The organism is Rhizobium sp. SEMIA4064 (assembly GCF_003025035.1).
In the GTDB taxonomy this organism is placed as follows: domain Bacteria; phylum Pseudomonadota; class Alphaproteobacteria; order Rhizobiales; family Rhizobiaceae; genus Rhizobium; species Rhizobium paranaense.
Genome location: NZ_PYJN01000019.1, coordinates 538,029 through 561,676, shown reverse-complemented (window position 1 = coordinate 561,676; position 23,648 = coordinate 538,029). Strand labels below are relative to the sequence as shown.

Genomic DNA, 23,648 nt, shown 5'->3' with positions numbered 1-23,648 from the left:
AGGAATGCACATTGTTGACCGGCGCCTGAATCCAGGCGGCAAAAGTCTAGAAAATCGTCAACGGTTTTTGCGAAGAGCAAAAGCGCTGGTGCAGAGAGCGGTCTATGAATCCTCTCAAAATCGCGACATTCAGGACATTCTGAAGGGCGGCGAGATCAGCATTCCCCTCGATGGAACCGAGGAACCCCGGTTCCATCGCGGCCCAGAGGGCCTGCATGAGCACATACTTCCCGGCAATAAGGACTTCCTAGAAGGCGATATTCTGCCGCGGCCGGAGAGCGGCGGCGGCAGAGGGCGGGCCGGCGGCGAGGGCAGCGGCGAAGACGCCTTCCGCTTCATCCTGACCCGCGAAGAATTCCTCGATCTTTTCCTCGACGACCTTGAACTTCCCGATCTTGCCAAGAGGCGGCTGACGACGACCGATCAGCCCAATCCGGTACGGTCAGGCTATTCGGTGACGGGATCGCCGGCCAATCTTGCTATCAACCGTACCATGCGGCTCGCGATGATGCGGCGCGTGGCGCTGCACCGTCCGAAGCCCGAGACGGTCGCCGAGCTTATTGCGGAGGCGGCCGAATGCACGGATGAAGAACGCCGCGCCGCGCTCGAGGCCGAGATCAAGGTGCTGGAATCGAAGGTCCGGCGCATTCCCTATATCGATCCGATCGACATCCGCTACCGCCGCTTCGAGAATGAGCCAAAGCCGGTGGCGCAGGCCGTCATGTTCTGCCTGATGGATGTGTCCGGTTCGATGTCGGAGCATATGAAGGATCTCGCCAAGCGCTTCTACATGCTGCTCTACATCTTCCTGACGCGGCAGTATCGCCGTGTGGAGATCGTCTTCATCCGTCATACGGACGTGGCCGAAGAGGTGGATGAGGAAACGTTCTTCCGCAGCCCGGCGACCGGCGGCACGCAGGTGTCGAGCGCTCTCGAAGCCATGCGGCGGATCGTTCACGATCGTTTCCCGCCGTCGGACTGGAACATCTATGCGGCGCAGGCTTCTGATGGCGACAATGCCTATTCGGACAATGCGACGGCGGCGGCGCTGCTCACCAACGCCATCCTGCCGGTCAGCCAATATTTCGCCTATCTGGAGGTGGGGGAGGCGCGCAGCGTCGCGATCTCTTCCGGTTCGGCGCTCTGGTCGCTCTATGAGCGCATTCAAGTGGGGTGGCCCATGCTGTCGATGCGCCGCGTCAGCGATCGCAGCCAGATCTACCCCGTCTTCCATGATCTCTTTCAGCGCCGGGCGGCGGAAACCAGGAGCGGATAATGGCAAAGGCATCGATGGAGCGGCTTTTTGAGGGTGCGGACTGGGATTTCGCCACCATTCAGCGGATCCACAATGCCTGCGAGCGGATCGCCATCGACGAGCTCGGCCTCAATGTCTATCCCAACCAGATCGAGATCATCACCGCCGAACAGATGCTCGACGTCTATTCCTCAATCGGCATGCCGCTGTTCTACAAGCATTGGTCCTTCGGCAAGCATTTCGCTCATCACGAGGCTTTTTATCGCAAAGGTCTGCGCGGGCTTGCCTATGAGATCGTCATCAACAGTTCGCCCTGTATTTCCTATCTGATGGAGGAGAATACGGCGACGATGCAGGCGCTGGTCGTTGCCCACGCTGCCTTTGGGCACAATCATTTTTTCAAGAACAACTACCTGTTCAAGCTCTGGACGGACGCCGAGGGTATTCTCGATTACCTCAACTTCGCCAAGGGCTATATCGCCCGTTGCGAGGAGCGCTATGGCCATTCCGCGGTGGAGCGGACGCTGGATGCGGCGCATGCGCTGATGTCGCACGGCGTCCATCGCTATGCGGGCAAGAAGACGCTCGATCTGCGCGACGAGGAAAGGCGCGAGCGCGAGCGGCGCGAATATGATGAGCGGATTTTCAACGATCTCTGGCGGACGGTTCCTGTCGTAAAGGGCAAGAAGGCGCCCGATCTCGATTTGGAACACCGGCGCTCGCTCACCGGCCTGCCGCAGGAAAATATCCTCTATTTCCTGGAGAAGATGGCGCCGCGGATGAAGCCTTGGCAGCGGGAGATCCTGCGCATCGTCCGGCATGTGGCGCAATATTTTTACCCGCAAAGCCAGACCAAGGTCATGAACGAAGGCACCGCGACCTATGTGCATTACCGCATCATGACGCGGCTGCACGAGCTTGGCGGCATTGGCGACGGCGATTTCCTCGAATTCCTGAAGTCGCACACCAATGTCGTCTTCCAGCCTTCCTTCAACGATCCGCGCTTTTCCGGCTTCAACCCTTACGCGCTCGGTTTCGCCATGATGCAGGATATCGAGCGGATCGTCACGAAGCCGAAGGAAGAGGACCGGCAATGGTTTCCGGATATCGCCGGGACTGGCGATGCCATGGCGGTGCTGCGCGACCTCTGGGCTAATTACCGTGACGAGAGCTTCGTGTCGCAATTCCTCAGCCCGCATCTGATGCGCAAGATGCGCATGTTCCACCTCACGGACGATCCGGAAGAGGAGGAGGGATTGCTGGTGGCCGCAATCCACGACGAGCGCGGCTACAAACGCATACGACGCGAGCTGGCACGGCAATATGATGTCGGCTGGATCGATCCGCATATCGAGATCGTCGATGTCGATCTTGCCGGCGACCGGCGGCTTATGCTGAAGCATACGGTGCTGAATGGCGGCCTGCTGGAGGATATGGATGCCAAACGCGTGCTGCAGCACCTTGCCGACCTCTGGAGCTACGACGTGCTGCTGCAGGAGGTCGACCGCTCCGGCGCCGTACTTCGCGACCACCTCGTCCATCCGCGCCCATCGGCCATTGCCGCCTGACGGCGCGAGATTTCAGGCTGCTTCCTTCGGCTGGCGATAATGGCCGCTGACCTGTCGGCCGTCTTCCGGCCGCAGCATGAGGAAGCCGGGCAGGCCCAGGAGCGGGATCACGGCCATTAGCAGGAATGCCAGGTGGAATTTTTCCGGGGTCAGCGCCGATCCATCCAATGTGACCAGGCCGAGCAGCATGGCGGCGATGGAGACGCCGAAGCTGACGCTCAACTGTTGCAGCACGCCGCCGAGGCTGGTGGCGCGGCTGAGCTGGGCGGCGGGCGTTTCGGAATAGGAGAGAGTGTTCGACGTCATGAATTGCGCCGCGCGCGCAAGGCCGAAGACGAAGACATAGGTGATGATGAACCAATGCGGCGTCTCCGGTCCGATCAGGGCGAAGCCGGCAACGATGGCGGCGCCGAAGATGGCGCTCCAGATCAGCACGCGGTCGAAGCCGTAACGACGTAGCAGCACCGATGACACCGGGCGGACGGCGAGAGCGCTTAATGCGCTGACGAAGGTCAGCGTGCCCGAGACGATTGGGCTCAAGCCGAAGCCGACCTGCAGCATCAGCGGCAACAGGAAGGGCGTGCCGTTGAGGCCGACGCGACAGATGCCGCCGGCCAATGTGCCGACGCGGAACGTGCGCAGTTTGAACAGCGTCAAGTCGACGGCCGGCGATTCCGCCGTCTTCGCATAGCGGATGAAGCCGAAGAGAAGCAGGCCGGCAGCGGCAAGAACGACGACGATGGCCCAGACGGGAATGGTCGGCCGACCGACATTCTCGATGCCATATTGCAGCAACACGCAGCCGACGCCGACCATGATGAAGCCCGGTAAATCGAATTTGATCGTGGTGTCGCGCGCCGTGTCCTGGACATAGCGCAGCGCCATCACCATGCCGATGATGCCGAAAGGCAGGTTGACCCAGAAGATCCATCGCCAGGAGAGATAGGTCGTGAGGAAGCCGCCGAGCACGGGGCCGATCACCGGGCCGATGACGGCGGGTAACGTCATGTAGGTCATCGCCGTGACCAACTGACTGCGGGGAAAGCTGCGGATGAGGATGAGGCGGCCGACCGGCGTCATCATCGCGCCGCCGAAGCCCTGCAGGGCACGGGTCGCGATCAGCATCGGCAGGCTCGTCGTCAGGCCGCACAGGATGGAGCCAAGGGTGAAGATGAAGAGCGACAGCGCAAAGATGCGTCGAGCGCCAAAGCGGTCGGCGAACCAGCCGCTGACCGGGATGAACATGGCGAGCGTCAGAATATAGGTCGTGACCGCGAGGTTCATCCGCACCGGTGTGGTGATGAGGCTTCTGGCGATATCGGGAACGGCGGTGACGAGGATGGTCGCATCAAGCTGTTCCATCAGGAATGCGACGGCGACCACGGCGGGAATGATGTAGCGCAGGCGAGGGTCACGGTCGATCGCGAAGGTCTGGCCTTCCAGGGCGGTATCTGTCGAATCCATCGGAATGCAATTGCTTTCCACGGCCGGATGGGAGGACCGGCGCGTCAATGCTGGCGCATGATCTTATCCAAGAACCGCTTCGCACTTTGGGGATCATGCAGTTTGGGAGCGGCCAGCGATTCACCGGCCATCGAGATCGGCTTTATTTCACCACTATCGATAGCGCGGTGCAACAAAAAGCAAATGAATCAGGTCCCTTCGCCGCAAAGGCGACGTAAAATTTTCGCGAGCGGTTTGCTATTTGGCAAGTGGCGGCGAGGGGAGCGTCCATCGTGCCTTGTCGAAGACGATGGCGGTGCGGATCTGTTCCGGCGATTTTCTTTCCAGCCCGAGCTGAAGATTGAAGCTTCGGTCGTTGCGGAATTCCCGGAAGAAGCTGAGCTTTGCGCCGAAAGCTTGCAGCGTCACGTCCTGCAGTTTCCCGATCGCATCGAGCGCCGCCTGAAAGTCGAGCCAGCGGGTTTCGGTCAGCAGCAGGACGACGGCGTCGACGAATGTCTCGCCAATGGCGCGGCCGTCGGCATTGTCGGGCATGATCACCTTGATGCGGATATTATCGAGCTCCCCGGTTGGCGTACCGCGAACGATGATGAAGAAGGAGGCGGCACTGGGATCACCGTTGCCGCCTTTCTGGATCTCGTAGCTGCATTCGAAGGTGCCGGCGCCAAGCGCGCTCTGGCTCCATTGGCCAACGGCCAAGCCCGATTTCGAAAGATCGTCACAGAGCGCCTGACCCGTTATCCGCCAGCTTCGCACGAATGCGCCGCGCAGGGGATCGACGGGCAGATCGAATATGTGGGAGCGCCGGGTCGACTGCGGTTTCGCCGCTGCCGGACTTTTGGCAGGTGTTGCCTGCTTTCGCGGTGGTGCGGCTGCTGTCATTCCCGGATTGGCCGGTGCACTCTTCGCGCCGGCGATTTCGGCTGGCTTCGAATTGGCAGTTTGGCTGAGGGCGGCTTTTGTCACTGCGGGGGGCGAGGGCTGCCGCGCCGATCCGCTGAGCAGACCGAGATGATAGCGAGCATCGAGCGCTCTGAGATTGCGCATATCGTTGGCAAGCAATGCCGTGGCCAAAATGATCGAGCCGATGATGATCGTCGCAATCCAGAAGACAGCCCTGCTTTTCTTGCGAGGTGGCGCGACCGACATGGTTCAGATCTACAGCTACTCCAGAGGAAACCTGCTTAACTGCAATGGGTTGGCATTCCGCAGCCGATCCATAGCTACAGAATATGCGTTTATGAACGATTGATCACTCTACCAATTCTTGTCAAATCGCTGTGCTTTGTCAGGCGAAATGCGCCTTGAGCGTCCTGATGGTCGCAGCATCGGTGCGGCGCACCGTCGGTGTCGAAAATCCGAAGGCGAGCAGGCGTTCATCCATCTCTCGGTCGGCGACGGAGCAGGACGCATGAATTTCGTTGATCGCCAGTCGCGGCCAGAGCTTGCCGACCGTCCCGATGTTGACGCCAGAGCCCGGCATAATGGCGATGCGGCCGGCGGCAACGGCGATCGCCTGTTCCAATGCGGCGACGCCTTCCGCGGCCGTCTTCTCGCGGCCCGAGGTCAGGATGCGCTCGAAGCCGAGCGAGATGGCGAGTTCCACTGCCTCCTCGATATCGGAAACGAGATCGAAGGCGCGATGCAATGTCTTGCCGAGGCTTCCCGCATGGGCGACGAGCGCGCGGAGCGTATCGCTGTCCAGACGGCCGTCCGGCAGGGAAGCGCCGAGCACGACGCCCGGCAGGCCGGCGTGGTGGGCAGCATCGATGTCGTTCTTCATGACGTCCAGTTCATCGGCTGAGTAGACGAAGCTGCCGGCGCGGGGGCGGATCATGGCATAGGCAGGGATGGGGGCGCGCGCCGCTGCCTGCATCAGGCCGGCGCTCGGCGTCAGGCCGCCAACGGCAAGGGCGCTGCAAAGCTCGATGCGATCTGCGCCGCCCGCGATGGCGGCATTGAGGCCCGCAATATCCTCGACGCAGACCTCAAGCAGCATGGATTCGCTCTTCGACAAATTTCAGTCCCAGCAAGGCCGCACCGATCAAGCCGGGCTCAACCTTGCATTCGCTCGGCACGACGAGCGGGCGGTCGAACTTGCGCAGGATGCGGGAGCGCACTGCAGCATCCAGCCGCGCCAGCAGAGGCTCGACATTGGAAAGGCCGCCACCGACCGGGACGATGGTCGCGCCGGTGATGTTGATGGTCAGCGCCAGAGGCGAGGCGACGAGATCGACCAGGACATCGATCGTACGCTCCGCCTTCGCGTCGCCTTCAAGCCATTGCCCGATGATCTCCTCGCTGGAAAATTCCAACCCATGCAGCGTCTTGTGCAGGCGCTCGACGCCGCGGGCACCGCCGACTGTATCGACGCAACCCTTCTGGCCGCAGCCGCAGGGATAGGCGGGGACGACAGCCGGCGGATGGCCGGCGAAGGAGGCGATGATCGGGCCGTGGCCCCACTCGCCGGCAAAGCCGCCGGCGGCGTTGACCAAGCGGCCATCCGCCACCAGGCCGCCGCCGACGCCGGTGCCGAGAATTGCGCCGAAGACAATGCGGTGGCCGCGGCCCGCGCCGGACATGGCCTCCGCCATGGCGAAGCAATCGGCATCATTGGCGATCAGGACGGGAAAGCCGAGTTCCGCTTCCAGTTCGGCGGCAAGGCGTCGGCCGTGGATGCAAGGAATGTTGGCGCAGATGAGCGCTTGCGTATCGGGGTCCACGACGCCGGCAATGGAAAAGGAAATGCAATCCGGCTTCTCGCCGGTCTCGGCGATGACAGCGCGCAAGGCCGCGACAAATGCGCCGAAATCATGTTTCGGCGTCGGGCGGCGGGCGAGCGGCGTGATATCCGTCATGGAATGGGCGATGCCACCCTTGATGGCGGAGCCCCCGATGTCGAAAGAAACGATCATGAATATTAGCCTGCAGGAAACGTCTCGCGTTGCTCGCACCCTTTGCCGGTCTTTGCAAGGTCAATCCGCGTTGCTTCCGGTCGCCTTGCTCAAGCTTCGGGCGGGGTGATCCTGGCCTCAAATCCGTCCACCTGACCGGTTGCGGGGGACAGGAGATCGAGGCGGCCGCCGATCTGCGCGACGATGCGTTCGGCGATCGCAAGGCCGAGGCCCGAGCCGGAGGCTTTCGTGTTGCCGCGCCAGAAGCGCTTTTTCAAATCGGCCAGTTCCTCCTGCGACAGCACATGGCCGCCATTCAGGATATGGATCGTTCCTGTTCGGTCGATCCTGACGGTCACTTCGTCATCGGTCGGACCGTGAATCAAGGCGTTCTCGAGCAGGTTGCGCATAACGATGGCGAAGGCGTCGATATCGACGTTGCGGATCAGCTTTCCGTCTGCCTCGTTCTCCAGGAGAATGCGGCCCGCCGTACCCGTATCCCGGTCGTAATCGCCGATGACGGTTTCGATGACGGTGATCAGATCGGCGGGCTTGTCGCCGGCGCCGATGCCTGCCTGGGCGCGGGAGAGCTGCAGCAGCTTTTCCGCGAGACGGCCGAGATTGGACAGTGAAGTCTCGATCCGTCCGGCGCGTTCGGTGAGCGGCCCTTTCGGCAGTTCGGCGATCAGGCGCTGCGTCTGCGCGAGCGCTCCGGCGATCGGCGTGCGCAGTTCATGGGCGCTGTTGGCGGTGAATTCGCGCTCGGCCTCGAGAGCGGAGCGCAGGCGACCGAGCAGCAGATTGACGGAACGGCCTATCGGCTGGAGTTCGCGCGGCAGCGTGTCGCTGTCCAACGGGGCCATATTGCCGCCGTCCTTGGTGGCGATTTCCGATCGCAGCCGGTCGATCGGCCGAAGAGAGCGGCCGACGATGAACCAGATGGCGACGATACTGCCCGGGATGAGGGCAAGCAGCGGCCAGAGCAGGGCGACGCCGCTCTCGCGCGACGCTTCCCGGCGGTTCTTGAAGGCGTCGGCGACATGCAGGAAGAGCGAGCCGTTAGAAGAGGATTCGGTGTAGATTCGGTATTTCGGCGTGTTGTGAAAACCGATCTTCAGAGGCACGTCGTAGGGCGTCTTCGGGGCATCATGGGAGTGCAGGATGAGCTTGCCTGTCGCGTCGAGCACCTGGTAGGTCAGGTATTCCTTGTTCAGTCCCCTTTCCATGTTCTCGAGGGTCTGTGGATCGGCAGAGGGATCGCGATCGGCAAGATCGTCGACCACCAGCGGCATCAGCCGCTGGGCGGTTTCCTGCAATGCGCCATCGAAGGTCTCGGAGAGCTCCTTGTTGACCACATAGACGCCGATGCCGACAGCGATCAGCCAGAACAGGACGACCGTTCCGGTCAGCGCCGCGATCAGTCGGCGGGTGATGCTGGTGCGATTGAGGCCTTTGCGCGTCATCGTTCACCCAGGCAATAGCCGACCCCGCGGGCCGTGCGGATGCGCTCCTTGCCGATTTTCTTGCGCAGGCGACTGACATAGACCTCCACGGTGTTGCTTTCGATTTCCGAACCGAAAGCATAAAGCGCTTCTTCGATCTGGTCCTTCGAGACGATGGCGCCCGGCCGTGCGACGAGCAAATCGAGGACGGCCCATTCCCGCCCGGTCAACACGATATCCTTGCCGGAAAGCGTAATGCGCCGTTGCGGCAGGTCGATTTCGAGATCGGCAAAACGAACTGTTGGCTGCGGGCTGCCGCTGTAACGGCGGGCCACCGCCATGATGCGGGCCGTAAGCTCGCCGAGATTGAAAGGCTTGACCAGATAATCGTCGGCGCCGCTGTTCAGGCCCTCGATACGGTCGGAGATCTGGTCGCGGGCGGTCAGAATGATGACGGGCGTCTCGTCCGGCTTGCGGCGCAACTTCTTGAGGAAATCGATGCCGATGCCGTCGGGAAGCTGAAGGTCAAGCAGGATGAGGCCGTAGTGCACGGCACTGGTCACCTCTGCGGCATCGGCGAGGTTTTTCACCCAGTCGATGGCATGCGGAGTCGCAGCGATATGGTCGCGAACCGCGCCGCCGATCATATCGTCGTCCTCGACCAGAAGAATCCTCACCTGTCCCTCGCAACATCGCCGGTGCATCAGTTAATGCCGACGAACCTATCTGGTCAATAAAGGCCGAAATAAGCCACAAAGAGAAGCACAGTTCTTATCCTTGGGTTCTCCGGCTGACAACGTTCACAACGGCTATGGACAGAGATCGGAGCCGCGATTACTTCTTTGCTCCCAATAAGGAGCGCGGCTGTCGGAATCGCCGCTGATGGAAGAGCTGGAGGAGAGTCGTTTATGCTGAAGGGAATTTCGCCGCTATTGAATGCGGACGTGCTGCATGCGTTGAAATCGATGGGGCATGGCGACATGCTGGCGATCGTCGACACGAATTTTCCGGCCGATGCGATTGCACGCCAAACTAGGTTGGGCCACCTCCTGCGGATCGACAATGTATCGGCGGCCGAGGCTGTCGCGGCGGTGCTGTCGCTGATGCCGCTCGATACGTTCATCACCGATGCGGCGGGGCGGATGGAAGTGGTCGGCGCGGCCGATGAGGTGCCGCAGGTTCAGAAGGAAGTGCAGGCGGCGATCGATCGCGCCGAAGGCAAGCACTGGCCTCTGACGCCGGTCGAGCGTTTCGCTTTCTATGAACGGGCAAAAGCCGCCTATTGCGTGATCCAGACCGGCGAGCGCCGCTTCTACGGTTGTTTCACCTTGACCAAAGGCGTCATCCCGCCGGAAACTGAGTAGCGAGCCACGCTGGTGCCGCATCCGGTTAGAGGGTGTTGCTTTCGCAGAGGAATGTGATGGTCAGGAAGTTGGATTCCCAGGGGCGGCTTGACGATGCGGCGCGAGCCGGCTGGCTGTATTACGTTGCAGGGCGGACGCAGGACGAAATCGCCGCAGCTATGGGAATCTCCCGGCAATCGGCACAGCGGCTGGTATCGCTCGCGGTTGCCGAGAGGCTGATCAAGGTGCGGCTGGACCATCCGATCGCCGCCTGCCTCGAATATGCGGCGGCGCTGCGGGAAAAATTCAAGCTGAGGCATGTGGAAGTGGTGCCGAGCGATCCGGACGGGACATCGTCCACGGTCGGTATCGCCGAAGCGGGAGCCGCCGAGATCGAGCGCTGGCTGAAGCGCAGCGATCCGATCGTGCTGGCGATCGGCACGGGCCGCACGCTGAAGGCGGCGGTCGATCAACTGCCGGTCATCGAATGTCCGCAGCACCGGGTCGTGTCGCTGACCGGCAATATTGGGCCGGACGGCTCTGCCGCCTATTACAACGTCATCTTCAGCATGGCCGACGCGATCAAGGCGCGGCACTATCCCATGCCGCTGCCGGTGCTCGTCTCCTCGGCCGAGGAGCGGGAACTTCTGCATGCGCAGGCACTGGTACGCTCGACGCTCGATATCAGCGCGCAGGCCAACGTGACGTTCGTCGGCGTCGGCGAGATGGGCATCGAGGCGCCGCTCTGTCTCGATGGCTTTCTCGAGAAGGACGAGATGCTGGCGCTGATGAAGCGGGGAGCGGCCGGCGAAATCTGCGGCTGGGTTTTCGACGGCGACGGCAAGCTGATGTCGGACGCTATCAACGACCGAGTCGCGAGCGCGCCGCTGCCGCCACGCGAAGCCTCTTCCGTCATCGGAATAGCCAAGGGCAAACGCAAATTCGAGGCGATCAAAGCGGCCGTTACCGGCCATCAAATCAATGGTTTGATCACCGACGAAGCGGCTGCTGAATTTCTGCTCAAAGACTGAGCAAAAAATAACTTCATAAAAACAAAGAGATGAGCTGCGTGTTCGGCGCTGCAGCAATGAATTCGCATTGACATTTTGTCGCAAGAGGTGAGTAATTGCTCACGAGCAAAGCGAATGCTCATAGCTAGCTGATCTTCTGGGAGGAAGATATGAAATTGAAAACTTTCCTGCTGGGCGCGTGCTCCGCACTGATGTTTGCTGGAATGGCGTCCGCCGAAACCCTCACGATTGCCACCGTGAACAACGGCGACATGGTTCGTATGCAGAAGCTTACGGACGATTTCAAAGCCAAAAACCCCGACATTGACCTTCAGTGGGTCACGCTCGAGGAAAACGTATTGCGCCAGAAGGTTACGACAGACATCGCTACCAAGGGCGGCCAATACGACGTGCTGACGATCGGCACCTACGAAGTGCCGATCTGGAGTAAGCTCGGCTGGCTCGCGCCGCTCGACAAGCTTGCTGCCGACAAGAGCTACGATGTGGATGACCTTCTCCCGGCTATCCGCAGCGGTCTGACGGTGGACGGCAAGCTCTATGCCGCTCCGTTCTACGGCGAAAGCTCGATGGTGATGTACCGCAAGGACCTGTTCGAGAAGGCCGGCTTGAAGATGCCGGATGCGCCGACCTGGGACTTCATCGCCGATGCTGCCCGCAAGATCACCGACAAGGACCATGAGATCTACGGCATCTGCCTTCGCGGCAAGGCCGGCTGGGGCGAAAACATGGCATTCCTGACGGCGATGTCGAACTCGTTCGGCGCGCGCTGGTTCGACGAAAAGTGGAAGGCACAGTTCGATCAGCCGGAATGGAAGGACACGCTCGACTTCTACGTCAAGCTGATGAAGGACGCCGGCCCTCCGGGCGCTTCGTCCAACGGCTTCAACGAAAACCTGGCTCTGTTCCAGTCCGGCAAGTGCGGGATGTGGATCGATGCAACGGTCGCAGCCTCCTTCGTTTCCAACCCGAAGGAATCGAAGGTTGCCGATAAGGTTGGCTTCGCTTTGGCGCCGGACAAGGGCCTCGGCAAGCGCGGCAACTGGCTCTGGGCTTGGAGCCTGGCGATCCCGGCATCTTCGAAGAAGACCGAAGCTGCTGAGAAGTTCATCTCCTGGGCAACCGGAAAGGACTACATCAACCTTGTTGCTCAGAAGGAGGGCTGGCTGAATGCACCTCCCGGCACCCGCGCTTCGCTCTATGCGAATGCGGACTACCAGAAGGCAGCACCTTTCGCGAAGATGACGCTCGACTCGATCAACTCGGCCGATCCGACCCACCCGACCGTCAAGCCGGTCCCGTATGTCGGCGTGCAGTTTGTCGCTATCCCTGAGTTCCAGGGTATCGGCACCGCTGTCGGCCAGCAGTTCTCTGCTGCCCTTGCCGGCCAGGTCCCCGTCGATACCGCCCTCAAGTCGGCACAGCAACTGACCAGCCGTGAAATGACCAAGGCTGGCTATCCGAAATAAGAAACCTCCCAAGGTATGAAGGGGCGCGTCTCGCAGCGCTCCCCTTCCTTAAGGTCGCCGAGTGTCCGAACTCTCTTCGGCGGCCTCTTTTATTTCAGCCGGTCCGCGGCCACTCTCCCTGCTAAAAGATAGGTCGGTACTTGCCATGGCAACGCTACACACCCGTTCTACCGCACGCGTCATGATGGCGCCCTCGGTTTTGCTTCTGTTCGCGTGGATGATCGTCCCGCTGGTCATGACGATCTATTTTTCGACGCTGAACTACAATCTCATGTCCCCCGGTGCGCATGACTTCATCGGGTTCTTGAACTACGAATATTTCGTCACCGACCCGGCCTTCTGGAATTCGCTCGTCGTCACTATTCTGCTCGTGGTCGGCGCGCTCATCATCACGGTGGTTGGCGGTATTGCTCTCGCGCTCCTTCTCGATCAGCCGATCTTCGGCCAAGGCATCGTGCGCATGCTGGTGCTTGCGCCCTTCTTCGTCATGCCGACGGTCGCCGCCCTCATTTGGAAACACATGTTCATGAACCCGGTGAACGGGCTTCTGGCATATCTTTTCAAGCTTTTCGGGCTCGATCCGCTGACCTGGCTGGAGACGATTCCGCTATTTTCGATCATCATCATCGTCGCCTGGCAGTGGCTGCCCTTCGCAACGCTCATCCTGCTGACCGCTTTGCAGTCGCTCGACGAAGAGCAGAAGGAAGCCGCCGAAATGGACGGCGCCGGCGCGGTATCGAAGTTCATTTATATCATCCTGCCGCATCTGGCGCGCGCGATCACGGTCGTCATTCTCATCGAGACGATCTTCCTGCTCTCGGCGTTCGCCGAAATCCTGGTCACCACCAATGGCGGTCCGGGCACGGCAACGACCAACCTCACTTACCTGGTCTATTCGCAGCTCGTTCTGCAGCAGGACGTCGGCGGCGCATCGGCGGGCGGCATCATCGCCGTCATCCTCGCCAATATCGTCGCGATCTTCCTGATGCGTGCAGTCGGCAAGAATCTGGAGGCTTAAGATGGCTCGTACTGTCTCAACCAAACACAAGGTGGTCGTATCCGTCGCTGCCTGGGTGGTCGCGATCCTGATCTTCTTCCCGATCCTCTGGACGTTCCTGACGAGCTTCAAGACGGAAGGCGACGCCATCGCCTCGCCTCCGCAATTCCTCTTCTTCCATTGGACGCTGGAGAATTATTTCGAGGTGCAATCGCGCTCGAACTATTTCCTCCACTTCGGCAACTCGGTGCTCATCGCCTTCGGCTCGACGATCCTCGGTTTGATCGTCGCCGTTCCGGCCGCCTGGGCCATGGCCTTTTCGCCGACAAAGCGCACCAAGGACGTGCTGATGTGGATGCTGTCCACCAAGATGATGCCGCCGGTCGGCGCCTTCATCCCGATCTACCTGCTGTTCCAGGCTTTCGGCCTGCTCAACAATCAGTTTGCCAGCCGCCTTGGCATGGTCGTCGTGCTGATGCTGATCAACCTGCCGATCATCGTGTGGATGCTTTATACCTACTTCAAGGAAATCCCCGGCGAGATCCTCGAAGCGGCCCGCATGGACGGTGCGTCGCTGGCCAAGGAGATCATCTATGTGCTGACGCCGATGGCGATCCCGGGCCTAGCCTCTACGATGCTTCTCAACATCATCCTCGCATGGAACGAGGCCTTCTGGACGCTGAACCTCTCCGCCGTCGACGCGGCGCCGCTCAGCACCTTCATCGCCTCCTATTCCAGCCCGGAAGGCTTGTTCTACGCCAAGCTTTCGGCGGCATCGACCATGGCGATCGCCCCGATCTTGATCCTCGGCTGGTTTTCGCAAAAACAACTCGTTCGCGGCCTCACCTTCGGCGCGGTTAAGTAAGGAAGAGAAACATGGGTAGCATTGTCCTTAAGAAGGTTTCTAAGGTCTTCGGCGAAGCCAAGGTCATCCCTTCCATCGACCTCGAAATCAATAACGGTGAGTTCGTCGTGTTCGTCGGCCCTTCCGGTTGCGGCAAGTCCACGCTGCTGCGCCTGATCGCCGGCCTTGAAGATGTCTCCAGCGGCCAGATCATGATCGACGGCAAGGACGGCACCAATCTGGCGCCGGCACAGCGCGGCCTCGCCATGGTGTTCCAGTCCTACGCGCTCTATCCACATATGAGTGTTCGCAAGAACATCGCCTTCCCGCTCAAGATGGCGAACATGCCGCAGGCGGAGATCGACAAGAAGGTGGCGGATGCGGCCCGTGTTCTGAACCTGACGGATTACCTGGAACGCAAACCGCGCCAGCTTTCCGGCGGGCAGCGCCAGCGCGTCGCCATCGGCCGGGCCATCGTGCGCCAGCCCGCGGCCTTCCTGTTCGACGAGCCCTTGTCGAACCTCGATGCCGCGCTGCGTGTCAACATGCGTCTCGAAATCAGCGAACTGCACCAGCAGCTCAAGACGACGATGATCTACGTGACGCACGATCAGGTCGAAGCCATGACCATGGCGGATAAGATCGTGGTCCTGAACCGCGGCAATATCGAGCAGGTCGGTTCGCCGCTTGAGCTTTATCGCAGCCCGCAGAACCTCTTCGTTGCCGGCTTCATCGGCTCGCCGAAGATGAACTTCGTTACGGGCGCCTATGCTCAGAACCTCGGCGCCCACACGATCGGCGTCCGTCCGGAACATGTGCTGCTGTCGACCACCGAGGGTGACTGGCAGGGTAGGGTGAATGTTGCCGAACATCTCGGCTCCGACACGTTCCTGCATATCGATGCCGATGGTATCGGCACGATCACCGCCCGCGGAACCGGCGACTTCCCGGCGCGCGCCGGCGATACCGTCTATCTGACACCCGACAAATCCCGCATCCACCGGTTCAACGACAGGGGGCTGTCGATCTAAATCGAACGCCCTCACCATGCCCGGCCTCACGCGGCATGGCGGATACCATTTAGACCTGGGCCACATCAGGTAGGCCCAGGCCATCCTAACCGGATAAGACATTCCCAATCCATCCGGAGCAGAAGACCTTTCAGAAGGACTTGAGACATGACGTGCAAATTATCGCTCGCAACCCTTCAGGAGGCGGCTGCAACGGCTGCCATCCCGACCTATGATCCAAAGTCGCTGTCGGCGGGCATCGTTCATTTCGGCGTCGGCAATTTCCATCGCGCTCACCAGGCAATCTATCTCGATGACCTCTTCAATGCCGGCGAGGATCATAATTGGGCGATCATCGGCGCGGGCGTGCTCCCTTCGGACGCTGCCATGCGGGAGAAACTCGCGGCTCAGAATTTCCTGACGACGGTGGTCGAGCAGGATAACAACCGCACCGCCGCTCGCGTCACGGCGCCGATGATCGATATTCTGCCGGTCGGTGACGCCAAAGCCATCATCGCCAAGCTTGCCGACCCTTCGATCCGCATCGTTTCGATGACGATCACTGAAGGCGGTTATTTCATTGATGCCTCCGGCAAGTTCAATCCCAACCATCCGGCCATCGTTGCCGACGGTCAGAACGCGGATACGCCGAAGACGGTGTTCGGCCTGATCGTCGCTGGCCTCAAGGCCCGAAGCGCCGCCGGCCTTCAGCCCTTCACCGTCATGTCCTGCGATAACATTCCCCATAATGGCGGCGTCACCAAAGCTGCCGTCGTCGGCACAGCGAAGCTTTCGGATCCGGCCTTTGCCGACTGGATAGCCGCCAACGTCGCCTTCCCGAACGGCATGGTCGACCGCATTACGCCGGCGACGGGCGCACGCGAGATCGATCTGCTGAAGGAAGCCTTCGACATCGAGGATAACTGGCCGGTCTATTGCGAAGAGTTCAAGCAGTGGGTGCTGGAGGACAATTTCCCGGCCGGCCGTCCGGCGCTGGAAAAGGTCGGCGTCACCTTTGTTCCCGATGTTACGCCTTACGAGCACATGAAGATCCGCATCCTCAATGGCGGCCATGCGGCAATCGCCTATCCGGCGGCGTTGATGGACGTGCATTTCGTGCACGAGGCCATGGAAGAGCCTTTGATCCGCGCCTATCTCGCCAAGCTTGAGAACGAAGAGATCATCCCCGTGATCCCGCCGGTGCCGAACACGGTGCTTGCCGACTATTTCAAGCTGATCGAGCGCCGCTTTTCCAATCCGAAGATTGCCGACACCATTCCGCGCCTGGCGCAGGACGGCTCGAATCGGCAGCCGAAGTTCATTCTGCCGTCGACGGCCGACCGGCTCCGCCGCAAGGAGGATGTCGTGGGCCTGGCGCTGGTGTCGGCGCTGTGGTGCCGCTACTTCGCCGGCACCACCGACAGCGGCAAGGATATCGTCTTCAACGATGCCAGTGCCGACCGGCTGCACGCCGCGGCGCTGAAGGCCAAGGACGATCCGAATGCCTTTCTCGTCTTCGACGACATCTTCGGCGACGTCGCCAAATCGGATCTTTTCCGCAAGCGCTTTGCCCATGCATTAAAAACGCTGTGGGAAAAGGGCACTCGCGTCACCCTGCAGCTATACCTCGATAATAAACTTACGGAATAACTGTCCATCGGCCGGGTGCCCAAGTCCCGGCCGAATTTTTATGGCCATGCCTGCGTTGCAAGAGACGCGGCTCAAAACAGGGTTCGGGTTGGATCTGCGATGAGTGATGCGGAGAAGGGACTCGTAATCTTCGACTGCGACGGCGTGCTCGTCGACAGCGAACCGCTGTCCGTCAGCGTGCTCATCCAGGCCATGCACGACGTCGGCGTGGATATGAGCGAGGAGGACATCTACAGTCGCTTCCTGGGCAAAAGCCTTGCGACGCTTGTCGATACGCTGGAGACGGAGTTCGACGTCTTCATCGATCAGGATTTTCTCGATCGCATCCGCAATGACCTTTATGACCGCTTCCGGCATGAATTGAAGCCGATCGATGGTGTTGCCGAAACGCTGGACGCGCTGACCATTCGGCGTTGCGTCGCTTCCTCCAGCCAGATGGAGCGCATCCGTTTGTCGTTGGGCGTTACCGGCCTCTTGCCGCGGCTGGAGCCGAATATTTTCAGCGCCAGTATGGTCAAGCGCGGCAAACCGGCACCCGATCTTTTCCTTTATGCCGCCAAGCAGATGCAGGTCGCTCCAGAGGACTGTATCGTCGTCGAAGACAGCCCGGCCGGGATCACGGCGGCGAGGGCGGCCGGCATGACGGTTTTCGCTTTCACTGGTGGATCGCATGCCCATTCGCCGAGTTATCGGGCGGAATTGGAGCGGCTTTGCCCCGAAGTCGTGTTTGACGCAATGTCGGATTTGATACACCTTGTCCGCAACAAGACGTAAGTGGATGGGGCCTCTGCTGTATGCGTGATCATGTGGTTGCGGTCGATATCGGCACTGGCAGCGCGCGGGCTGGCGTGTTCACATCACGCGGCGCCCTGCTGGGCAAGGGCGAACACCCGATCATCATGAACCGCCCGCGTGAGAACCACGCCGAGCACGATTCCGAAAACATCTGGGCCGCGGTCTGTACGGCCGTGCGCGCCGCCGTCACCGCCTCCAGCGTCGACGTATCCGTCATAGGCGCCATCGGCTTCGACGCCACCTGTTCACTGGTGGTACGCGACACGGAGGGCAAGCCGCTCACGGTTTCGACCGGTGGCGAAGACCGGTTCGACACCATCGTCTGGCTCGATCACCGGGCACTTGCCGAAGCGGATTTCTGCACGGCGACCAAGCATCAGGTCCTCGAACACTCCGGTCACTTCATGTCGCCGGAAATGGAGATGCCGAAGCTGATGTGGCTGAAGAAAAATCTGCCGCAGAGCTGGGCAAAGGCCGGTTATTTCTTCGATCTTGCCGATTTCATGACCTGGAAGGCCACGGGTTCGCTTGCACGCTCGCGCTGCACGCTGACGGCGAAATGGAATTATCTTGCCCATCGCCAGCCCGGCTGGCAGACGGATTTCCTCAATGTGATCGGTCTTGGCGATCTGCGCGAGCGCGGTAACCTGCCGGAAGAGACGACGCCGGTCGGGGAAAGCGTCGGCACGCTGACGGCGCAGGCAGCGGAAGCCTTGGGGCTCGACCGCGAGTGCCATGTTGGCGCCGGTATGATCGACGCCTATGCGGGCGCGCTCGGCACGCTCGGCGGACATGCCGGTGATCTCAACGCGCTGGAGCATCAATTGGCGCTGATTGCCGGAACGTCGAGCTGCATCGTCTCCTTCTCGCGCGAACGCAAGCGCAGCACCGGCATGTGGGGACCCTATTATGAAGCCGTATTTCCGGACACCTGGCTGGTCGAAGCCGGGCAATCGGCGACGGGTGCGCTGCTCGACTATATGGTGGGCATGCATGCGGCCGGCGGTGAGCCGACGGCGGCATTGCACGACCGCATCGTAAAGCGCATCGCCGAACTTCGCGCCGTCGAAGGCGATGCCTTTGCCGAGCGCATCCATGTTCTTCCGGATTTTCATGGCAACCGATCGCCGCTTGCCGATCCCCATGCGGTCGGCGTCGTCAGCGGCCTGACGCTGGATGCATCCTTCGACGGTCTCTGCCGTCTTTATTGGCGCACCAGCGTCGGCGTCGCGCTCGGTATCCGCCATATTCTCGAGAGGATGCATGACTACGGCTACGTGCCGGATACGCTGCATGTCGCCGGCGGTCATGTGAAGAATGCCGTGCTGATGGAGCTCTATTCCGACATTACCGGCTGCAAGGTGGTCGTGCCGAAGATGAACGAGGCGGTGCTCTTGGGAACGGCGATTGCGGCTTCCGTCTCCTGCGGCCTTTACGACAGTCTCGCTGCGGCAGGCTCCGCCATGTATCCCGGGGGGCATGAGCGCCTGCCGGATATAAGCAAGAAGACGCTTTATGACCGCGATTACCGGCGTTTTCTCGCGATGTACCGCCATCGCGCCGAGCTGGAATCCATGGAATAAAAAACGCCGGAAGGGCTTTCCGGCGTCCAAACCATCATTTGTTGAGCACTATCGAAGCGGCATGTGGGCGAACATGCCTTCCAGTTCTTCGATCCTGTGGATGCGGCTTTCCGCCTCCTCGCCGGCCGTGTGAATGACAGCAACGGCCAGGAATTCCAGCAGCGCCATCATTGCAGACAGGTTTTCCTGGTTGCCGGCGCGAAGCGGCGGCAGCGACAGCGTCATATTGGCGAATTCATGCGCCCATTCCGTATATTGGCTGGTGATCAGCAGCACCTTGTAGCCGGAGCGGCGGGCGGAACGCGCCAGCAGCCGCGAGGCGACGAAGCGAGGCGAATCAACGATCACCACCAATGCATCGTTCGACTGATGGCCGAGGAGCTCAATATAGCTGCCATTGGCGCCGTCGAGGAATTGCACGTGGTCGCGGGCGAATGCGAGGCGGTTGCAGAGATGGCGCCCGAGGCTCGCGAGACTGAGATGTGACGTGACGAAAACTTCGCTGGACGACAGTATCGCCGCGACCGCATCCAACCATTGCGGCTGGCTGGTGAGATTGTAGATATGCTGCAGCATCTCGACCTGCTCGGCGATCTGGCCGGCAATCGGACGTCCCTCGTTGGCATCCTTCTGCAACTGCTCCAGAACGTTCGGCAGTTGCAGCGTCACCGGCGTCACATTTTCCCGCAGGTGCACTTTGATGCCGTCCAAGCCCTGATAGCCGAGCGATCGCAGAAAACGCCCGACGGTCATCGGGCTCAATTCCAGCCTGTCGGCGACGGAAGAGGCAGTTTCAAAGGGCAGCTCGTTCAAGTGTTCGGAGAAATACTTGGCGATTCGACGCTCGGCGGGAGTGCCTGTTTTGATATATTGTCTAAGTTTCTGGCCCAGGTCTTCCAAATGTATCGCCTCGCTGACGGTCTATCCGAAGTGTGATCGCGCCGAATGCCGAAACAATCGGAGTGCTTGCAGATTTTTGATGACCGTTGATCATGTTTAGGTTGTTGTTTTTCATATGTAACACACCATATATTAGTGTGGACTTGATTACAACAATTCAAATGGGTGAGGGTTATTACGCGGCCGGCGCGAATATATTGATATATCTGCAATTGTTACTTACATATCCAGCCACGATTAACGGGATATCGGACGAATGATCACCCATGCCGCGCGTCTTTCCATCGCCAACCTCTTTGCAGCCGAGACGCGTAAGGTTTTTTGGAAAGTCCTCGGGCTGACATTGCTGGCGCTTGTCGCCCTCTGGTTTGTGTTACGCGGCACCTTCATCGCTTTCGTATTGCCGTGGTTACAAAGCTTCATGCCGCCCGCACCGGATTGGACGAGCTGGCTTACCTTTCTTCTCGCGGTTCTGGCAGGCCTCGGCTTGGCGCTGGCCCTGGCGCTGCTGATCTCACCGGTAACGGCGTTGATCGCAGGGCTCTTTCTCGATGATGTCGCTGATGTCGTGGAGAAGAGGGACTATCCGGCCGATGCGCCGGGAAAAGCCATGCCGTTCGTGCCGGCTATGAAAAGTTCGCTGAAATTCCTCGGCGTTGTCCTCGCAGGCAACATCATCGCCCTGCTTCTGCTTTTCATTCCGGGGGTCAATCTCGTCGCCTTCTTCCTGGTCAACGGCTACCTGCTCGGCCGGGAATTCTTCGAATTCGCCGCCATGCGTTTTCGTCCGCCGGAAGAAGCACGGCGGTTTCGCAGCAAACATGCCTTCACCGTCTTCCTTGCCGGCCTGGTGATCGCCGCCTTCCTCGCCATTCCCTTGGTCAACCTTTTGACGCCGCTGTTTGCGGCGGGGATGATGGTCCACCTGCACAAGCTGATTTCCCAGAAGGAAGCAGCACGTCGCGGCTGAGGGTTGCCGGTGGGCAGCTCTATCCCGTTGTTTTTACGCATTCCGGACGGAAAACCGCTTCGCACTTTTCCTGGAAGTGCTTCAATCGGCGGCGCCGATCGGTTGAGGCGGCAGCTCGACCAATGGGGATGGGATATCCCAGGTCTTTTCCGGCGAGCGACAGAGGTCGGCGATGACACAGCGCTCGCATTCCGGCTTGCGCGCCTTGCAGACATAACGTCCGTGCAGGATGAACCAGTGATGCGCGTGGTAGAGATATTGGTCCGGGATCACCTTCATCAGCCGCTGTTCGACTTCGTCCGGTGTCTTGCCAGGGGCGAGCAGCAGGCGATTGGCGATGCGGAAAATATGGGTGTCGACGGCGAGCGTTGCCTGGCCGAAGGCCATGGAGAGCACGACATTGGCGGTCTTGCGGCCAACGCCCGGCAGCGTCATCAGCTCCTCGCGCGTCTGCGGCACCTCGCCGTCGAAATCCCGGATCAATTTCTCAGAGAGTGCGACGACGTTCTTCGCCTTGTTGCGGTAAAGGCCGATCGTCTTGATGTAGTCGCGGATACGCTCTTCGCCGAGATCGAGCATCTTCTGCGGCGTATCGGCAACGGCAAAGAGAGCGCGGGTCGCCTTGTTGACGCCGACGTCGGTTGCCTGCGCCGATAGGGCCACGGCGACGACAAGCGTGAAGGGATTGACATGCTCCAGCTCTCCCTTCGGCTCAGGCCGCTGAATGGAGAAACGGCGAAAGATCTCTTCCAGATCCGCCTTGGAATAGGGGCTCTTGAAAGCCGGTTTGCGGCCTGCCGTCGCATTTGACTTTTTCGCGTTTTGCGCGCTGGATTTGATCTTGGGGTTTGCCATGAACGACCTATACTCAAGTCCTATGACCGAACGCAACGCCGATACTGACATCGATGGCAACAGGCCGGTCTTTGCCGCCGAATTGTTCCCTCATCGCTCATTGGGGCGAAGGGGATTCAAGGTGATGCTGATGCTGACCGGGGCGTTCTGCCTGATCTACGGCATCGTATTCGTCATTCGCGGCGCATGGCCGATCGGTGTCTTCTTCGGCGCGGATTTCACGCTGCTCTACGGCGCCTTCTGGATGAATTATCGCTCGGGCCGGGTGCGCGAGGAGGTGACGGTCACGCGCACCAATGTCTCGATCCGCAAATTCTCGCCCTCGGGCCGCATGATCGAGCATCGTTTCAACCCTTTCTGGACGCGATTTCTCGTCCGCCGGCACAGTGAAATCGGGGTCGTTTCGATGCATGTCCGCGACAGGAGCCATGACACGGATGTCGGTTCCTTTCTCAATCCGGAGGATCGGGAGAGCTTTGCCAAAGCCTTCAAGCGGGCTTTGGCAACGGTGACGCAACGGATATAGATCGCTTGATGGGCGTGATCTTGTCCCAAACCGCTTCACACTTTTCACTGACGCGGTCCTTCGGTTCGGGATCACGCCATTATGCAAGAAACGGGTGGTTTTACCCGTCCCTTCGTGGTGTTCTCCTTTCTAAGGAGAAAGATTATGAATGCTATCGCACAGTTGAAGACAGACATCACACCGGAAGGACCGGACTACGATACCGTCCGCCGGGTGATCGAACTCATCACCGAGGACTATCGCGATCAGCCGTCATTGGAGACGATCGCCGAGCGGCTCGGACAATCGCCGACTCAATTGCAGAAGACCTTTACCCGTTGGGCGGGATTGTCGCCCAAGGGTTTCCTGCAAGCCGTAACGCTCGACCATGCGAAGCGGCTGCTGCGCGAGGAAGATCTGCCCTTGCTGGAAACCTCGTTCGAAGTGGGCCTTTCCGGTCCAAGCCGGCTGCACGATCTTTTCGTGACGCATGAGGCGATGTCGCCCGGCGAATGGAAGGCGAAGGGCGGCGGGCTGGTCATCCGCTACGGGTTCCACATCTCGCCTTTCGGACTGGCGCTGATCATGGTCACCGATCGTGGCCTTGCTGGTCTTGCCTTCAGCGATTCCGGCGACGAGAAGGCCTGCCTCGAAGACATGACCTGCCGTTGGCCGAATGCGCAATATGTCGAGGATCTGCAGGCGACCATGCCTTATGCGGCGCGGATTTTCGAGCCGTCGAAATGGTCGAGCGATCAGCCGCTGCGCGTGGTGCTGATCGGCACGGATTTCCAGGTGCGGGTCTGGGAAAGCCTGTTGAAGATCCCGATGGGCCGGGCCGTGACCTATTCCGATATTGCCAAAGACATCGGCCAGCCGACGGCGATGCGCGCGGTTGGTGCCGCGGTCGGCCGCAACCCCATCTCCTTCGTCGTCCCCTGTCACCGCGCGCTCGGCAAGAATGGCGACCTCACCGGCTATCACTGGGGCCTGACGCGCAAGCGGGCGATGCTGGGCTGGGAAGCGGGGAAAGCTTGAGGGGTTCTACCTTCTCCCCGCGGGGGGGGAAGGTAAAT

At 60.4% G+C, this 23,648-nt stretch carries 22 protein-coding genes; 14 read left to right on the top strand and 8 right to left on the bottom strand.

Annotation, left to right across the window (positions count from 1 at the left end):
• Positions 1-4: 4 nt before the first annotated feature.
• Positions 5-1,276, top strand: coding sequence for a YeaH/YhbH family protein (locus tag C9E91_RS16420; RefSeq protein WP_107109325.1), 1,272 nt, complete (start codon positions 5-7; stop codon positions 1,274-1,276).
• On the top strand, positions 1,276-2,823 hold the full coding sequence (locus C9E91_RS16415) for a SpoVR family protein (protein ID WP_107109324.1): 1,548 nt from the start codon (positions 1,276-1,278) through the stop codon (positions 2,821-2,823). The genes C9E91_RS16420 and C9E91_RS16415 overlap by 1 nt, the downstream gene beginning before the upstream one ends.
• A 12-nt stretch (positions 2,824-2,835) precedes the next feature.
• Here the strand turns inward: C9E91_RS16415 and C9E91_RS16410 are convergent, their stop codons facing one another.
• The 6 genes from C9E91_RS16410 to C9E91_RS16385 form a co-directional block, all read right to left on the bottom strand.
• A complete protein-coding gene (locus C9E91_RS16410; RefSeq protein WP_107109480.1) occupies positions 2,836-4,287 on the bottom strand; it encodes a DHA2 family efflux MFS transporter permease subunit in 1,452 nt (483 codons plus the stop codon).
• A gap of 237 nt (positions 4,288-4,524) precedes the next feature.
• Positions 4,525-5,436, bottom strand: a complete 912-nt coding sequence (locus tag C9E91_RS16405; protein ID WP_107109323.1) for a DUF6030 family protein — start codon at positions 5,434-5,436, stop codon at positions 4,525-4,527.
• 139 nt (positions 5,437-5,575) lie between these two features.
• Complete coding sequence (locus C9E91_RS16400) at positions 5,576-6,286, bottom strand: copper homeostasis protein CutC (RefSeq protein ID WP_107109322.1); 711 nt, start codon at positions 6,284-6,286, stop codon at positions 5,576-5,578.
• Positions 6,276-7,202 carry an ROK family protein gene (locus C9E91_RS16395; RefSeq protein ID WP_107109321.1) on the bottom strand — a complete coding sequence of 309 codons (927 nt, stop codon included), beginning with the start codon at positions 7,200-7,202 and terminating at the stop codon, positions 6,276-6,278. Before C9E91_RS16395 ends, C9E91_RS16400 begins: the two co-directional genes overlap by 11 nt.
• 89 nt (positions 7,203-7,291) lie before the next feature.
• Positions 7,292-8,644, bottom strand: a complete 1,353-nt coding sequence (locus C9E91_RS16390; protein ID WP_107109320.1) for an ATP-binding protein — start codon at positions 8,642-8,644, stop codon at positions 7,292-7,294.
• Positions 8,641-9,300: a response regulator gene (locus C9E91_RS16385; RefSeq protein WP_107109319.1), complete on the bottom strand. Its 660-nt coding sequence runs from the start codon at positions 9,298-9,300 to the stop codon at positions 8,641-8,643. The genes C9E91_RS16390 and C9E91_RS16385 overlap by 4 nt, the downstream gene beginning before the upstream one ends.
• A gap of 231 nt (positions 9,301-9,531) precedes the next feature.
• On the opposite strand from C9E91_RS16385, the gene C9E91_RS16380 reads away from it, so the two are divergent.
• The 9 genes from C9E91_RS16380 (at position 9,532) to C9E91_RS16340 (ending at position 19,342) form a co-directional block, all read left to right on the top strand.
• A complete protein-coding gene (locus C9E91_RS16380; RefSeq protein ID WP_107109318.1) occupies positions 9,532-9,987 on the top strand; it encodes an RbsD/FucU family protein in 456 nt (151 codons plus the stop codon).
• 56 nt (positions 9,988-10,043) lie between these two features.
• Positions 10,044-10,997 carry a sugar-binding transcriptional regulator gene (locus C9E91_RS16375; protein ID WP_107109317.1) on the top strand — a complete coding sequence of 318 codons (954 nt, stop codon included), beginning with the start codon at positions 10,044-10,046 and terminating at the stop codon, positions 10,995-10,997.
• Between the two features lie 149 nt (positions 10,998-11,146).
• Entirely contained in the window at positions 11,147-12,463 is a 1,317-nt protein-coding gene (locus C9E91_RS16370; protein WP_107109316.1) for an ABC transporter substrate-binding protein, read from the top strand.
• Positions 12,464-12,608: 145 nt separating this feature from the next.
• On the top strand, positions 12,609-13,481 hold the full coding sequence (locus C9E91_RS16365; protein ID WP_107109315.1) for a carbohydrate ABC transporter permease: 873 nt from the start codon (positions 12,609-12,611) through the stop codon (positions 13,479-13,481).
• A 1-nt stretch (position 13,482) separates the two neighbouring features.
• Complete coding sequence (locus C9E91_RS16360; RefSeq protein ID WP_104824373.1) at positions 13,483-14,325, top strand: carbohydrate ABC transporter permease; 843 nt, start codon at positions 13,483-13,485, stop codon at positions 14,323-14,325.
• 11 nt (positions 14,326-14,336) lie between these two features.
• Positions 14,337-15,335, top strand: coding sequence for an ABC transporter ATP-binding protein (locus C9E91_RS16355; RefSeq protein ID WP_107109314.1), 999 nt, complete (start codon positions 14,337-14,339; stop codon positions 15,333-15,335).
• Between the two features lie 147 nt (positions 15,336-15,482).
• Positions 15,483-16,964 (top strand): mannitol dehydrogenase family protein, encoded by a 1,482-nt coding sequence (locus tag C9E91_RS16350; protein ID WP_107109313.1) that lies wholly within the window; start codon positions 15,483-15,485, stop codon positions 16,962-16,964.
• Between the two features lie 99 nt (positions 16,965-17,063).
• On the top strand, positions 17,064-17,738 hold the full coding sequence (locus C9E91_RS16345; RefSeq protein WP_107109312.1) for an HAD family hydrolase: 675 nt from the start codon (positions 17,064-17,066) through the stop codon (positions 17,736-17,738).
• 20 nt (positions 17,739-17,758) lie between these two features.
• Entirely contained in the window at positions 17,759-19,342 is a 1,584-nt protein-coding gene (locus tag C9E91_RS16340) for an FGGY-family carbohydrate kinase (protein WP_107109311.1), read from the top strand.
• A gap of 48 nt (positions 19,343-19,390) precedes the next feature.
• Here C9E91_RS16340 and C9E91_RS16335 read toward each other — a convergent pair whose 3' ends face one another.
• A complete protein-coding gene (locus C9E91_RS16335) occupies positions 19,391-20,242 on the bottom strand; it encodes a MurR/RpiR family transcriptional regulator (protein WP_107109310.1) in 852 nt (283 codons plus the stop codon).
• Positions 20,243-20,498: 256 nt separating this feature from the next.
• Between C9E91_RS16335 and C9E91_RS16330 the strand changes: the two genes are divergently transcribed.
• On the top strand, positions 20,499-21,212 hold the full coding sequence (locus C9E91_RS16330; protein WP_107109309.1) for a sulfate transporter family protein: 714 nt from the start codon (positions 20,499-20,501) through the stop codon (positions 21,210-21,212).
• Positions 21,213-21,293: 81 nt separating this feature from the next.
• Here the strand turns inward: C9E91_RS16330 and nth are convergent, their stop codons facing one another.
• Positions 21,294-22,067 carry an endonuclease III gene (nth, locus tag C9E91_RS16325; RefSeq protein ID WP_181316096.1) on the bottom strand — a complete coding sequence of 258 codons (774 nt, stop codon included), beginning with the start codon at positions 22,065-22,067 and terminating at the stop codon, positions 21,294-21,296.
• 22 nt (positions 22,068-22,089) lie between these two features.
• Between nth and C9E91_RS16320 the strand changes: the two genes are divergently transcribed.
• Complete coding sequence (locus C9E91_RS16320) at positions 22,090-22,593, top strand: DUF2244 domain-containing protein (RefSeq protein WP_107109308.1); 504 nt, start codon at positions 22,090-22,092, stop codon at positions 22,591-22,593.
• 144 nt (positions 22,594-22,737) lie between these two features.
• Positions 22,738-23,610 (top strand): methylated-DNA--[protein]-cysteine S-methyltransferase, encoded by an 873-nt coding sequence (locus tag C9E91_RS16315; RefSeq protein WP_107109307.1) that lies wholly within the window; start codon positions 22,738-22,740, stop codon positions 23,608-23,610.
• Positions 23,611-23,648: the final 38 nt, after the last annotated feature.